Consider the following 13,868-nt stretch of genomic DNA (forward strand, 5'->3'; position numbering starts at 1 on the left):
GATGCCAGCCTGGGACGGCGCCTTCAACCTGCGAGACCTCGGCGGACTGCCGCTGTCGGACGGTGGAGTCACCGCAGTCGGACGGGTGTACCGATCGGGCCGACCGGAGACGCTGACGGATGCCGGATGGGCAGATCTCCGGCGCTCTGGTGTCAGCACGGTGATCGATCTGCGCAACGATCTGGAGCGACGGCGGCGAGAGACCGACCCGAGCGTGGCAGCGGACCACGCGGACGGCATCGTGATCACCCACGCCCCGACCGAGGACCCGGACGATCCCGAATTCATGCAGGTCCTCGGTCCCTGGCTCGATCATCCCCGTGGCTACGCCGACAACCTGCGGATGTACCCGGAGAAGCTCGCCACGGTGTTCGCCGCGATCGCGACGGCACCGGCGGCGATGCTCGTGCACTGCGCCGGCGGTCGTGACCGCACCGGGATGGTGGCCGCGATGCTGTTGCGTCTCACCGGCGTCGAGGTCGACGCGATCATCGACGACTACGCTCGAGCGTTCCGGGAGGCGAGCCGTCGCCACGCCCGCGATCTCCCCGCGGCACCCGACCCGAATCAGGGCGGGTACGTCGAACCGGCTTATTCCGATGAGGAGATCGAGGAGCGCATCACCGACCGCGCGGCGGCCCTCCGCGAGTGGATCGAGGCGTTCGACGTGCGCACGTACCTGGAGGACGCCGGGGTGTCCGCCGTCGATCTCGACGCGCTCACTGCACGCTTGCGAAGGTGAGAGCGCGCGTCAGCGCAGCAGACCCAGGTTCGCCAGTGCCAGGCGGATGAGCGTGCCTCGGCCGCCTTCCATCTCGGCGGCGACGGCGTCCGACCCTGCTGCCTCAGCCGAGAACCAGGTGACCTCGAGCGCGTCCTGACGAGGTTCGCAGGTGCCTGTGACGGGCACGACGAAGGCCAGCGACACCGCGTGCTGCCGATCGTCGTGGTAGGCGCTGACGCCGGGGATCGGGAAGTACTCCGCGACCGTGAACGGGAGCGGCTGCGGCGGCAGCAGCGGGAAGGCCATCGGGCCGAGGTCGTTCTCGACGTGACGGAACAGGGCGTCGCGGATCGTCTCGCCGAAGCGCACGCGACCGGAGACGATCGTGCGCGTCATCTCGCCCATCGGCGTGGAGCGGAGCAGGATGCCGATCTCGGTGACCACGCCAGAGCCGTCGACGCGCACCGGGATCGCCTCGACGTAGAGCATCGGCAGGTGACGCCGAGCCTCTTCCAACTCGAAGTCGCTCAACCAGCCGGGATTCGCGTCGCGGGACGGCGGCTGCGCATCGCCGAATCCCCCGAGGCCGTCGTCGGGCTCAGGGTCGGGATCAGGTGTGCGAACGGCCATGTGTCCTTTCTACCAGCCGCGCCTGCTCCCCGGCACCGTGCCCCCGTCGGCGGCCACTGGCAAACTGGTTCGCATGAGCGAGCACCTGACGATCGACGACACCGCGACACGTTGGTCCACCGACCAGCGCGACGGGATGCCGCTGCTCGTACTGCTGCACGGATACGGCGCCGACGAGCACGACCTGTTCGGACTCGTGCCGTACCTGCCCGAGGGCATCGCCGTGGCATCGGTCGCCGCACCGCTCGCCCCGCCGTGGCCCATGCCGGGCCGCTCCTGGTATGCGAGCGAGGGGCTCGACGGTCGCAGCCCCGAAGCGGTGACGACCGCAGCGCAGGCGTTCCTCCGCTGGCTCGACGCGGCATCCGTCGGCGCATCCTCTGTGGCCCTGCTCGGCTTCTCGCAGGGTGCGGCCGTCGCGCTGCAGGCCCTTCGACTCGATCCCGAGCGGTTCGGCTCCGTGGTCGCGTTGAGCGGCTATGCGGCCGCCGGTGCACTCCCCCGCGACGAGGATCTGCGCGAACTGCGGCCGGCCGTCTTCTGGGGGCGCGGCTCGCACGACGATGTCATCCCGCCCGCGCTGATCGACCACACGGCGCAGTGGCTTCCCGACCATTCCGAGCTCTCCGGCCGGGTGTACCCCGGCCTCACGCACAGCATCTCGGAGGACGAGCTCGCCGATGTGCGGCTGTTCCTGACGAAGTGGGTCGACGGGATCGAGCAGGCGTAGCCGACACGCCCGGGGGTTGCGGTGCTCGACACGCCCGGGTATCGTCGTGGAGTCCTGTCCGCCGTGTCTGGAAGTCCTTTGATCTGATCCGTCGCCTCCGCGCCCCTCTTTCAGCGCGCTGACCCGACGACCCTTCGACAGGCTCAGGGACCCATCCCATTCCAGGGAGCGCCCCTCTCAGGGACCCATCCCGTTCTGGGACCGTCCCGCTTCTCGTGGACAATCCGCCTCCGCTCGACCCTTCACGGCTCGTGACCGAGGTCCGGTGTCAGTGCACCCTTCGCACTCGACAGGAGACCCCATGTCAACCCCGACCCTGCACGCATCGGTCACACTCGACCGCCTCACCTTCACCTGGCCCGACGGATCGACCGCGCTCAGCGAGGTGTCCGGCTCCTTCGGCGCCGGCCGCACCGGGCTGGTCGGTCGCAACGGCTCTGGCAAGTCCACGCTGCTGCGCCTGATCGCCGGCGCGCTCGAGCCCACCGCCGGCATCGTGCACGCGACCGGCGACGTCGCGTACCTCCCCCAGCAGCTCACGCTCGACGTCGATCGTCGCGTCGCCGAGCTGCTCGGGGTCGCGACGGCCCTCGATGCCGTGCGGGCGATCACCGCCGGCGACGTCGACCCGGCGCACTTCGACGCGGTCGGTGACGACTGGGACATCGAGGCGAGGGCGGAGGCGTCGCTCGCCGAGGCCGGACTCGCCCCCGAGTTCCTCGACCGTCGCGTCGGCGAGCTGTCGGGCGGCGAGGCCGTGCTGGTGGCGATCGCCGGCATCCGCCTTCGTCGCGCTCCCATCACGCTGCTCGACGAGCCAACCAACAACCTCGACCGCGATGCCAGAGCGAGGCTCGCCGCGATGGTCACCGCGTGGAACGGCACACTCATCGTGGTCAGCCACGACGTGTCGCTGCTGGAGCTGATGGACGACACCGCTGAGCTCTATGCCCACAGCCTGAGCGTGTTCGGCGGACCGTACTCCGAGTGGCGCGCCTGGCTGGATGCCGAACAGGATGCCGCGAAGCAGGCCGAGGTCACCGCGGCGCAGACGCTCCGCAAGGAGAAGCGGCAGCGGATCGAGGCCGAGACCAAGCTCGCGCACCGCTCGCGCACCGCGAAGAAGGCCGAGATCGAGAAACGCGTGCCGAAGATCGTCGCGCACGGCCGCAAGATGGCCGCCGAGGTGTCGGCCGGCAAGCTGCGCACCGAGGTCGGGGCGAAGGAGGATGCTGCACGCGCCGCACGTGACGAGGCCGGCCGCCGCATCCGCTCCGACTCGTCGATGAAGATCGAGCTGCCGGATCCGCAGGTCTCTCGGAGTCGTCGCATCGCCACGATCGGCGACGGCGAACGGTCGTGGGTGGTCCAGGGTCCGGAGCGGGTCGCGCTGATCGGGCGCAACGGCGCCGGCAAGACGACCCTGCTGCGGCGCCTGGTGGCGAGTGCTGCCGATGTCGGCGCGCAGGATGCAGCGGGAATCGAGCCGGATGTGCCGGATCCTGCACGCCCTCCGCTGCAGGCCGTTGCACACACCGACCTGGTCGGGTACCTGCCGCAGCGGGTGGACGGTCTCGACGAGCGTCGGTCGGTGTTCGAGAACATCGCCGTGGCCGCGCCGCAGGTGCCGGAGAAGGAGCTGCGCAATCGGCTCGCCCGGTTCCTGATCCGCGGCGCGACCGCCGACCGGCCGGTGGCGGCGCTCTCGGGCGGCGAGCGGTTCCGCGTGGCGCTGGCGACGCTGCTGCTCGCCGACCCCGCACCGCACCTCGTGGTGCTCGATGAGCCGACCAACAATCTCGACCTCGACACGGTCGATCAGCTGGTCGATGCGCTGCGCGCGTACCGGGGAGCGGTGCTCATCGTGAGCCACGACGACGCGTTCCTCGCGCGACTCGACCTCGACCTCACGCTCGAGATCTCAGCGGACGGCACCCTGCAGGAGGTGGGGTGACCGTCCGGCTCAGACGAGCCCCGCCTCGTACGCGAAGATCACGGCCTGCACGCGGTCGCGGAGATCGAGCTTCTGCAGGATGCGTCCGACGTGCGTCTTCACGGTCGATTCCGACACGAAGAGGCTCTCCCCGATCTCGGCGTTGCTGAGCCCCTTGGCGATGGCGAGGAGGACGTCCTGTTCCCGATCGGTCAGCACGCCCACCTTGGCCTCGTCGGGTTCGGTCTCGCGAGGCAGCTTCGCGGCGAAGAGGTCGAGCATCGCCCGGGTGACGCGCGGGGAGACCAGCGCGTCACCCCCAGCGATCGAACGGATCGCCTCCATGAGCTGCGCCGGGGGCGTGTTCTTCAGCAGGAACCCGCTCGCGCCGGCACGCAGGCTGCCGAACGCGTACTCGTCGAGGTCGAAGGTCGTGAGCACGAGCACGCGGCTCGAGGGCGTCGTGCGAACGATGCGGCGCGTCGCCTCGATGCCGTCCATCTCCGGCATCCGGATGTCCATCAGCACCACGTCTGGCGCGAGTTCGCTCGCCAGGTGCACTGCCTCGGCGCCGGATGCCGCCTCTCCGACCACATGCACATCGGCTTCGGCGTCGAACACCATTCGCATGCCTCGGCGGATCAGCTCGTGGTCGTCGACGAGGAGCACTCGAATCGGCCGGGTCGTCATTGCTGCTCCTTCTGCTCGATCTGCTGCGGGATCACGACGCGCAGGCGCCAGCCGCCGGCATCCGTCCGGCCGGCCTCGACCGTGCCGGCGTAGAGCCGTACTCGCTCGCGGATGCCGATGAGCCCTCGTCCCGATCCGACCGAGGCGGCCGCCGGGCCGGGACGACCGTCATCGGTCACCTCGACCACGACCTCCTGGCCGGTGAAGTCCAGTCGCACCAGCACCTCATGCGGCTCCCTGGCGTAGCGCAAGGCGTTGGTGAGGGCTTCCTGCACGATCCGGTAGATCGCGTTCTGCAGGCCCTGCGACGACGGCGGGGTGCCCTGTGTTCGCATCGACACCGGCAGACCGGCCGACCGGAACGTGGCCTCGAGGGCAGGAAGCTCCGAGAGTCCTGGATTCGGCCGCAGCGGGGACGCATCGTCGCCGGACTGCGGATCGTCGCCCAGCGCGCCGAGCAGCTGCCGCATCTCGGTGAGGGACTGCCTGCCGACCTCTCCGATCTCCCCGATCGCGTTCTTCGAGCGCTGCGGATCCTTCTCGGCCAGCGCGCCGGCGCCATCGGCCAGCGACACCATCACCGAGAGGCTGTGCGCCACGACATCGTGGATCTCGCGGGTGATCCGTGCGCGCTCGGCGAGCGTGGCGAGCCGGGCCTGCTGGTCACGTTCCCGCGCGAGCTGATTCGCGCGCTCCACGATCGCGCCGATGTATCGCCGGCGGTCACCCACGGTGATCCCGAGGAGCGCGGCGATGAGCAGCACCACGAGCGAGACGAGGCCGATCGGCGAGAGGAGGAACGGCGTGCGTTCGCGGAGCATCGCGTCGAGCAGCGGAGCGAGGACGGCCGCGACGATCGCCAGGATGCCGAACCCGATCCAGCCGCTCCGATTCGACCGGTACACGAAGAGCGCGTAGACCGCGAGCGCGCCGCCGAGCGACTCCGGGACGACGTCGACGAGGATCGAGACGATCGTGAGCGCGGCGAACACCGCCAGGGCGGCCCAGGGGTGGTGGCGCCGGAACAGCAGTGCGACGGCGCCGACGATCGTGCCGACCAACGGCACGATGATGTCGACGCTCGGCGACCAGATGCCGGACGAGAGCGGCGTGAGCACCGCCAGGAATGCACCGATGATCAGATAGGCGCCGGCCAGCGTCGCGTCGACGAGCCAGGGGTGGCCGCTCCAGAACCTGCGGACGACGCCGGCCGGCCGAGGCAGCTCCACCGTCGCCTCGGAGGTAGGAGGTGAGGCTGACATGCAACGACTCTACGCACCGCATCCGTCGCCGCGCCGTCACCGTGCGGAGACGAGCGAGCGCTTCTCGGCGACCGGGCTGATCGGTTCGTGCTCGATGACCTCGGGCGCGTGCTCCCGAACGGGCGCGGATCCGTATGCGTGCGCTGTCGCGAACCCGAGGATCATGAGCCAGCCCATGCCGATCGTGGTGGCGACGAGCTCGAGGATGCTGCCGATGTCGGTGCGGTACTGCAGCAGGGAGAGGATGCCGCCGGCTGCGGCGATGACTGCGGTCGACACCCCGGAGCCGAGCGAGAGCAGCCGCAGCACCGGGCGCCCCTCGACGAAGGAGACCTGCAGCATCGCGATGGCGGCGAGCGCGAAGGCGAGCACCGCAGCGGTCGTGTGGATGAGGTCCTGCCAGGTGAAGGTGGGTCCGACGGGGAGCGGGCAGCCCGAGGTGCACGGCACCTGCGAGGCGAGCAGGAACAGCGACGAGGCGATCGCGACGGACAGCGACGGCGACCACGCGCTGAGCCACGGCAGGGTGGAACGCAGCCCTCGCGCCGCCCAGGCGACGGCGAAGCCTCCGGCGACGAGGAGCAGCAGCGCGAGCTCGAACGCGGCGGCGGTCGGCTCGCCGTCGGCACCGAGGCCGCTGACGTAGAGCGTCCGGTCGGTGGTCAGTCGGGCGCTCCAGATGATCGTGAGCGCGACGCCGACAAGCACGCTGCCGCCGATCGCGGCGGCTGTACGAGAGAGGAATCGGGCGGGCGAGATGGCTGCTGATGCGGTCGCGGTGAAGGGCATATCGCGAAGGTATGAGCGGAGACCCCTCCGCAGAATCGGCCTGCGATGCCCTTCTCAGGCCCCCGTCGTACTTGAGGATGACCCCGCCGCGCCCGGTCGAATCGCGGTGTCGCCTGCCGAGGTGCGCCGGCTCCGCATCGCCCCGTGTGGGCGAGTTCGGGGTCTGCGGCGGCCCCGATGTCCGAGGCCTCGACCAAGATGGAGGGATGAGCGATGTGCTCGACCGCTTCACCCCCGCGACGCAGGACTGGTTCCGGGGGGCGTTCCCCGCGCCCACGCCGGCCCAGGCCGGGGCGTGGGACGCCATCTCGGCCGGCAAGCACGCACTGGTCGTGGCGCCGACCGGGTCCGGCAAGACGCTGTCGGCCTTCCTCTGGGCGATCGACAGCGTGTTCCGAGAGCGCCTCGACCAGGTGGAGGAAACGCCGTCGAAGTCCGAGAAGCGCGAGAAGGATGCATCGCGCACCCGCATCCTCTACATCTCTCCGCTCAAGGCCCTCGGCGTCGACGTCGAGCGCAACCTGCGCTCGCCGCTCATCGGCATCGGCCAGTCCGCCAGGCGCCTCGGGCTCGCCGCTCCATCCGTCACGGTGGGCGTGCGCTCCGGCGACACCACTTCGAGCGATCGGCGCAAGCTCGTCTCCGATCCGCCCGACATCCTCATCACGACGCCCGAGTCGCTGTACCTGATGCTCACCAGTCGCGCCGGTGAGACCCTGCGCGACGTGCACACCGTGATCATCGACGAGGTGCACGCGGTGGCGGCCACCAAGCGCGGAGCGCATCTCGCGGTGAGCTTGGAACGCCTCGACGCCCTCCGCGCCTCGCACGCGGCTCAAGGATCCAGCGATTTCAAGGCCGCCCAGCGCATCGGACTCTCGGCGACCGTGCGCCCGATCGACGAGGTCGCCCGGTTCCTCGGCGGCTCGGCGCCGGTCGAGATCGTGGCGCCGCCTGCCTCCAAGACCTTCGAGCTCTCCGTCGTCGTGCCGATGGACGACATGACGAATCCGCCGCCGCCGCCCGGTCCTCCGACAGGCGCAGGGACCCAGCCGACGGAGGACGCCGAGTACACGGAGGTCACCGGTTCCGTCTGGCCGCATGTCGAGGAGGCGATCGTCGACCGCATCCTGCAGAACAACTCGACGATCGTGTTCTCGAACTCCCGCCGCCTCGCCGAGCGACTGACCGGTCGACTCAACGAGATCTACTCCGAACGCATCGGGGTGCCAGTCCCGGATGCGACCGTGCCGGCCGCGATGATGGCGCAGGCGGGATCGACCGCCGGTGCCGATCCGGTGCTCGCGAAGGCGCACCACGGTTCCGTGTCGAAGGAGCAGCGCGCGCTCGTCGAGGAAGAGCTCAAGTCGGGAGTGCTGCGCTGCGTCGTCGCGACGAGCAGCCTCGAGCTCGGCATCGACATGGGTGCCGTCGATCTCGTGATCCAGGTCGAGGCCCCGCCGTCGGCGGCATCCGGTCTGCAACGCGTCGGTCGCGCCGGTCACCAGGTCGGCGAGATCAGCCGCGCGGCCCTGTTCCCCAAGCATCGGGGCGACGTGCTGCACACGGCGATCGTCACGGAGCGGATGCTGGCGGGCAAGATCGAGGCCATCCAGGTGCCGCGCAATCCGCTCGACATCCTGGCTCAGCAGACGGTCGCCGCGAGCGCGCTCGGCGCGATCAGCGTCGAGGAGTGGTTCGAGACGGTCCGCAGGTCGGCTCCGTTCCAGGCGCTCCCCCGCTCTGCGTACGAGGCGACGCTCGATCTGCTCGCCGGCCGCTACCCCTCCGACGAGTTCGCCGAGCTGCGACCGCGTCTCGTGTGGGACCGCGACGCCGGCACCCTGACCGGACGCCCCGGCGCCCAGCGCATCGCCGTGACCAGCGGCGGCACGATCCCCGACCGCGGCCTGTTCGGCGTCTTCGTCGCCGGCGAGGGTGCAGGGCGCCGGGTCGGCGAGCTCGACGAGGAGATGGTCTACGAGTCCCGGGTCGGCGATGTGTTCACGCTCGGCACCACGAGTTGGCGGATCGCCGAGATCACCCATGACCGCGTGAACGTGATCCCCGCGTATGGACAGCCGGGCAAGGTGCCGTTCTGGCACGGCGATGGCATCGGCCGCCCGTTCGAGCTGGGCGAGGCGCTGGGGAAGTTCTCGCGCGAGATCTCGACCGCCACACCCGAGAAGGCCGCGCAGCGACTCATCGAGGCTGGGCTCGACGAGCAGGCCAGGGGCAATCTGATGGCCCATCTCACGGAGCAGCGCGAGGCGACCGGCACACTGCCGACCGACCGGACGCTGACGGTCGAGCGAGGCCGTGACGAGGTCGGCGACTGGCGGGTCATCCTGCATTCCCCATACGGCATGAAGGTGCACGCACCATGGGCGCTCGCGATCAATGCGAGGGTCCGCGAGCGGCTCGGCGTCGAGGGCTCCGCAGTCGCGAGCGACGACGGCATCATCGTGCGCATCCCTGATGCCGAAGCGGAGCCGCCGGGCGCGGAACTGTTCGTGTTCGACCCGGACGAGCTCGAGCGTCTCGTCACCGAGGAGGTCGGCGGCTCGGCACTGTTCGCCTCACGGTTCCGCGAGTGTGCGGCGCGGGCGCTCCTCATGCCCCGCACGAATCCGAATCGGCGGTCGCCGCTGTGGCAGCAGCGCCAGCGCTCGGCCCAGCTGCTCGAGGTCGCGCGGCGGCATCCGACCTTCCCGGTGATCCTCGAGACGCTCCGCGAAGTGCTGCAGGACGTCTACGACCTGCCTTCGCTCCGGAAACTCGCCACATCCATCGCCGACCGGCGCATCAGGCTCGTCGAGACGCAGCCGGGCCAGCCGTCGCCATACGCCCGCGATCTGCTCTTCGGGTATGTCGGCGCATTCATGTACGAGGGCGACTCGCCGTTGGCCGAACGTCGTGCCGCCGCGCTCTCGGTCGACCCCGCCCTGCTCGGCGAGCTGCTCGGCACGGTCGAGCTGCGCGAGCTCCTCGACCCCGCGATCATCGCCCAGTTCGAGCGCGAGGCCCAGCGACTCGATCCGGAGCGCCGCGCCAGAGGTCTCGAGGGCGTCGCGGATCTGCTCCGGATGCTCGGACCGCTGGACGCCGTCGAGGTCGCAGCGCGGCTCTCCGCAGACACCGAGACCGATGCCGATGCGGACGCCCCGGCTGCGCCCGCCTCCGAGGCGACTGCGGCCGCCCACCTCGACGCGCTCGTGACGGCTCGGCGCGCGATCCCCGTGACGATCGCGGGCGTCACGCGCATCGCCGCGATCGAGGATGCCGGACGCCTGCGCGATGCGCTCGGCGCAGCGCTCCCGACCGGCATCCCGGTCGCCTTCCTCGAACCGCTCGCCGATCCGCTCGGCGACCTCGTCGCCCGATACGCCCGCACGCACGGTCCGTTCACGACCGATGCGATCGCGACCCGCTTCGGCATCGGCGCTGCGGTGGCGCGCCACACCCTGCAGCGGCTCGACAACGCCGGCCGCCTCACGAGCGGCTACTTCCTGCCCGAGGCCGCCGGTTCCGCTGACGACATCGAGTGGTGCGACACCGAGGTGCTCCGGCGCCTGCGCATGCGCTCGCTCGCGGCGATCCGGGGCAGCGTCGAGCCGGTCTCCCCCGAGGCGTATGCGCGGTTCCTGCCCGACTGGCAGCACCTGCGACGGCCGCTCGAAGGACTCGACGGGGTCATGAGCGTGATCGAGCAGTTCGCCGGGGTGCCGATCCCGGCGAGCGCCTGGGAATCGCTGGTGCTGCCGTCGCGGGTGCGTGACTACGCTCCTGGGATGCTGGACGAGCTCACCGCCGCCGGCGAGGTCATCTGGTCAGGACACGGCACGCTTCCCGGTCGCGATGGCTGGGTGTCACTGCATCCGGCGGATCTCGCACCGTTCACGCTCCCCGATCCGGATGCCGAGATCGGCGCCGACTCGCTCGAGGCGAAGATCATCGCGGCGCTGCAGGTGGGCGGCGCATTCTTCGCCGGGCAGCTCAAGGAGATGACAGCGGCAGAGAACGAGCAGTCCGTGCTGGAGGCCCTCTGGTCTTTGACCTGGTCGGGACACGTCACGAACGACACCTTCGCGCCCATCCGCTCGCTGCTGGCCGGCGGCTCGCAAGCGCACCGGGTGAAGCGCAAAGCGCCGCGCACCCGCACGTATCGGGGCATGTCGCTCACGCGCACAGCACCGCGGCCGGCCGCGATCGGCGGACGCTGGTCGCTGCTGCCGGAGGTCGAGTCCGATCCGGCTCGACGGGCCACCGTGACCGCTGGGCTGCTGCTCGATCGCTACGGCGTCGTGACGCGAGGAGCGGTGCAGTCCGAGGGTGTGCCGGGCGGCTTCGCACAGGCGTATCGAGTGCTCGCCGGCTTCGAAGAGGCTGGGCACTGCCGTCGCGGCTACGTGATCGAGAAGCTCGGCGCCGCCCAGTTCGCGGCATCCGCCACCGTCGACCGCCTGCGCACCTTCGCCGGGCTCGCAGACCCGCCGCCCCGGCATGCCGTCACGCTCGCCGCGACCGACCCGGCGAACCCCTACGGCGCCGCGCTCGGCTGGCCCAAGCTCGATGTCTCGCACCGTCCTGGCCGGAAGGCCGGCGGGCTGGTCGTGCTCGTCGACGGTTCCCTCGTCCTCTCGCTCGAACGCGGTGGACGAACGGTGCTGTCGTTCAGCGACGACGGCGACATCCTCCGCGCCGCAACGACCGACCTCGCTGCGACCGTACGCGCTCGCAGACTCGACACGCTCACCGTCGAGAAGGTCAACGGTGAGGGCGTGTACGGCACCGAGCTCGCGCTCGCGCTGCAGGAGGCCGGGTTCGTGGCCACGCCGCGCGGGTACACGATGCGGAAGGCGGTGTGATGCCGAACCGCATCCGCACATCCCACCGGCGATCGCGCACCCGTCTCCTACGCTGGGAGGCATGATCCGAGAGTTCGGCGCCGGCATCCGCCTCCTGCTTCGCGGATTCGCCCTCTGGCGCACCCGACCAGGCCTCATGAACCTCGGGCTCGTTCCCGCGATCATCGCGGTGCTGCTCCTGGCGGCAGCCCTGGTCCCGGTGTTCCTCGGCATGACCTCGATCTCCACCTGGCTCACGCCCTTCGCCGAGGGGTGGCTCGAGCCGTGGCGCGGACTGTTCCGCAGCCTCGTCGGGTTCGTGGTGATCGCGGCCTCGCTCGCACTCGCGAGCGCTGTGTTCAGCGCACTCACCCTCACGATCGGCGACCCGTTCTACCAACGGATCTGGCGGGCGGTCGAAGCCGACCTGGGCGATGCACCTCCTGCCGACGGCGGCAGCTTCTGGACCTCGGTCGGCGAGGGCCTGCGGCTCGTGCTGCTCGGCATCCTGATCGCGATCGCCGTGCTGCTGCTCGGGCTGATCCCGCTGCTCGGCGGCGTCCTCGCGCCGATCACCGGTGTGCTCCTCTCCGGACGGATGCTGGCACGAGAGCTCACCGGACGCGCCTTCGATGCCCGCGATCTCACACCGGCCGACCGCGCTGCGCTGTTCGGCGGCAGCCGCGCGAGGGTGCTCGGCTTCGGGGTCGCGACACAGCTGTGCTTCCTGATCCCCGGCGGCGCTGTCGCCGTGATGCCGGCGGCGGTCGCCGGGGCCACGATGCTCGCGCGCACGATGCTGCAGCGGACGCCGCAGGCGACGTCGGGCCCTTCGACAGGCTCAGGGACCCATGGGGCACCGAGCCCAGGGACACACGGGGCGCCGAGCCCAGGGACCCACGGGGCACCGAGCCCATGGGCCCATGGGGCACCAAGCTCAGGCACCCACAAAGCACCCCCGACGGGACCGCGCTGATGCCAGAGGGTGACACCGTCTTCCGCACCGCACGCCGTCTCGACGAGGCGCTGGCCGGTGCGGATGCCACCCGCTTCGACCTCCGCGTGCCGCAGGCCGCGACGATCGACCTGACCGGCCAGCCGATCCACGGCGCCGTGTCACGCGGCAAGCATCTGCTGCTGCGCGTCGGCGACAGCACACTGCATTCGCACCTGCGCATGGACGGCGCCTGGCTCATCTACCGCCCTGGCGAGAAGTGGCGGCATCCGGCCTTCAAGGTGCGCGCGATCGTCGGCACCGCCGAGCGCGAGGCGGTCGGTGTCGACATCGCCGAGATCGAGGTCGTGCCCACCCGCGACGAGGAGCAGCTGGTCGGCTATCTGGGTCCCGATCCGCTCGCCGAGGACTGGGATGCCGCCGAGGCCGTCCGCCGCCTCTCGACCGACACCCGCAGCATCCACGTCGCCCTGCTGGACCAGCGGAACGTCGCGGGCTTCGGCAACGAGTACGCCGCAGAACTCCTGTTCCTCCTAGGAATCCTCCCGACCAGACCGACCCAGGAGGTCGACGCCGCAGCCCTCATCGAACTCGGCGTACGCACCATCCGAGCCAACCGCGACCGCTCTCGGCGCACCTTCACCGGGGTCGATCGCCCTGGTCAGGCGACCTGGGTCTACGGCCGTGCCGGGAAGCCGTGCCGACGCTGCGGAACGCTGATCCGGAGGGGCGAACAGGGCGCCGATCCGACCCGCGAACGCATCACGTTCTGGTGCCCATCGTGCCAGCGGTGAACTGCATTCATCCGAGGGAATGAATCCACCCGTCTCCTGGTTGTCCATATATCCGGGGAATCTCCGGAACACGGGAGGAATCGTGGGAAAGAACTACGTCGACATCGAGAACGACCAGGGGGCGACGCTGCGGTACCGCAAGCACGCGAACGGTCGCGGTCTCGTCGCGCACGGCGCGAAGGTGCATCCGAAGGCTCACATCGAAGCGGGTGCGTACATCGAACCCGGCGCCCGCATCGGCGCCGGAGCGACGATCGCACGCGGCGCATGGATCGAACCGGATGCCGTGATCGGCGAGGGTGCGCACATCGAGGCGCACGCGCACATCGGCCAGGGAGCCGCGGTGGGTGACAACGCCTACATCGGCGTCCGCACCGAGGTCGGCGCCGGCGCACGCATCGTCCGCGGTGCCCGCATCGGCGACGACGAGACGGTCGCAGCCGGCCTCACGATCGCGACCAACCCGAAGGGCCTCTGGCTCGCAGCCTGAGGCCACCCGGTCGTCCCGGCCCGG

At 70.5% G+C, this 13,868-nt stretch carries 11 protein-coding genes; 7 read left to right on the top strand and 4 right to left on the bottom strand.

The features are described from left to right. Position 1 precedes the first annotated feature (1 nt). Positions 2-742, top strand: coding sequence for a tyrosine-protein phosphatase (locus V7Z82_RS09585; protein WP_334150645.1), 741 nt, complete (start codon positions 2-4; stop codon positions 740-742). A gap of 9 nt (positions 743-751) precedes the next feature. Here the strand turns inward: V7Z82_RS09585 and V7Z82_RS09590 are convergent, their stop codons facing one another. After that, positions 752-1,354, bottom strand: a complete 603-nt coding sequence (locus tag V7Z82_RS09590) for a DUF4916 domain-containing protein (protein WP_334150648.1) — start codon at positions 1,352-1,354, stop codon at positions 752-754. 73 nt (positions 1,355-1,427) lie between these two features. Between V7Z82_RS09590 and V7Z82_RS09595 the strand changes: the two genes are divergently transcribed. Continuing rightward, positions 1,428-2,084 carry an alpha/beta hydrolase gene (locus V7Z82_RS09595; RefSeq protein WP_334150651.1) on the top strand — a complete coding sequence of 219 codons (657 nt, stop codon included), beginning with the start codon at positions 1,428-1,430 and terminating at the stop codon, positions 2,082-2,084. Between the two features lie 301 nt (positions 2,085-2,385). Then, positions 2,386-4,038, top strand: a complete 1,653-nt coding sequence (locus tag V7Z82_RS09600) for an ABC-F family ATP-binding cassette domain-containing protein (RefSeq protein ID WP_334150653.1) — start codon at positions 2,386-2,388, stop codon at positions 4,036-4,038. 9 nt (positions 4,039-4,047) lie between these two features. Here V7Z82_RS09600 and V7Z82_RS09605 read toward each other — a convergent pair whose 3' ends face one another. From V7Z82_RS09605 to V7Z82_RS09615, 3 genes are read right to left on the bottom strand one after another with little or no spacing between them, the layout of a single operon-like run. After that, the gene (locus V7Z82_RS09605; RefSeq protein ID WP_334150656.1) at positions 4,048-4,707 is read right to left on the bottom strand and encodes a response regulator transcription factor; all 660 of its coding nucleotides are present in this window, start codon (positions 4,705-4,707) and stop codon (positions 4,048-4,050) included. Next, positions 4,704-5,969: a sensor histidine kinase gene (locus V7Z82_RS09610; RefSeq protein WP_334150658.1), complete on the bottom strand. Its 1,266-nt coding sequence runs from the start codon at positions 5,967-5,969 to the stop codon at positions 4,704-4,706. Before V7Z82_RS09610 ends, V7Z82_RS09605 begins: the two co-directional genes overlap by 4 nt. A gap of 36 nt (positions 5,970-6,005) precedes the next feature. Next, positions 6,006-6,758 (bottom strand): DUF998 domain-containing protein, encoded by a 753-nt coding sequence (locus V7Z82_RS09615; RefSeq protein ID WP_334150662.1) that lies wholly within the window; start codon positions 6,756-6,758, stop codon positions 6,006-6,008. A 206-nt stretch (positions 6,759-6,964) separates the two neighbouring features. Here V7Z82_RS09615 and V7Z82_RS09620 point away from each other — a divergent pair, with 206 nt between their 5' ends. From V7Z82_RS09620 to V7Z82_RS09635, 4 genes are all read left to right on the top strand, one after another. Next, the gene (locus V7Z82_RS09620) at positions 6,965-11,626 is read left to right on the top strand and encodes an ATP-dependent helicase (protein WP_334150666.1); all 4,662 of its coding nucleotides are present in this window, start codon (positions 6,965-6,967) and stop codon (positions 11,624-11,626) included. A 61-nt stretch (positions 11,627-11,687) separates the two neighbouring features. Next, positions 11,688-12,581 (top strand): EI24 domain-containing protein, encoded by an 894-nt coding sequence (locus V7Z82_RS09625; RefSeq protein ID WP_334150669.1) that lies wholly within the window; start codon positions 11,688-11,690, stop codon positions 12,579-12,581. Beyond that, positions 12,581-13,354, top strand: coding sequence for a DNA-formamidopyrimidine glycosylase family protein (locus V7Z82_RS09630; protein ID WP_334150672.1), 774 nt, complete (start codon positions 12,581-12,583; stop codon positions 13,352-13,354). Before V7Z82_RS09625 ends, V7Z82_RS09630 begins: the two co-directional genes overlap by 1 nt. Positions 13,355-13,436: 82 nt before the next feature. Next, entirely contained in the window at positions 13,437-13,844 is a 408-nt protein-coding gene (locus V7Z82_RS09635; protein WP_045278821.1) for a DapH/DapD/GlmU-related protein, read from the top strand. The last annotated feature ends 24 nt before the right edge of the window (positions 13,845-13,868 follow it).

It is taken from the genome of Microbacterium sp. (assembly GCF_036823965.1).
GTDB lineage: Bacteria > Actinomycetota > Actinomycetes > Actinomycetales > Microbacteriaceae > Microbacterium.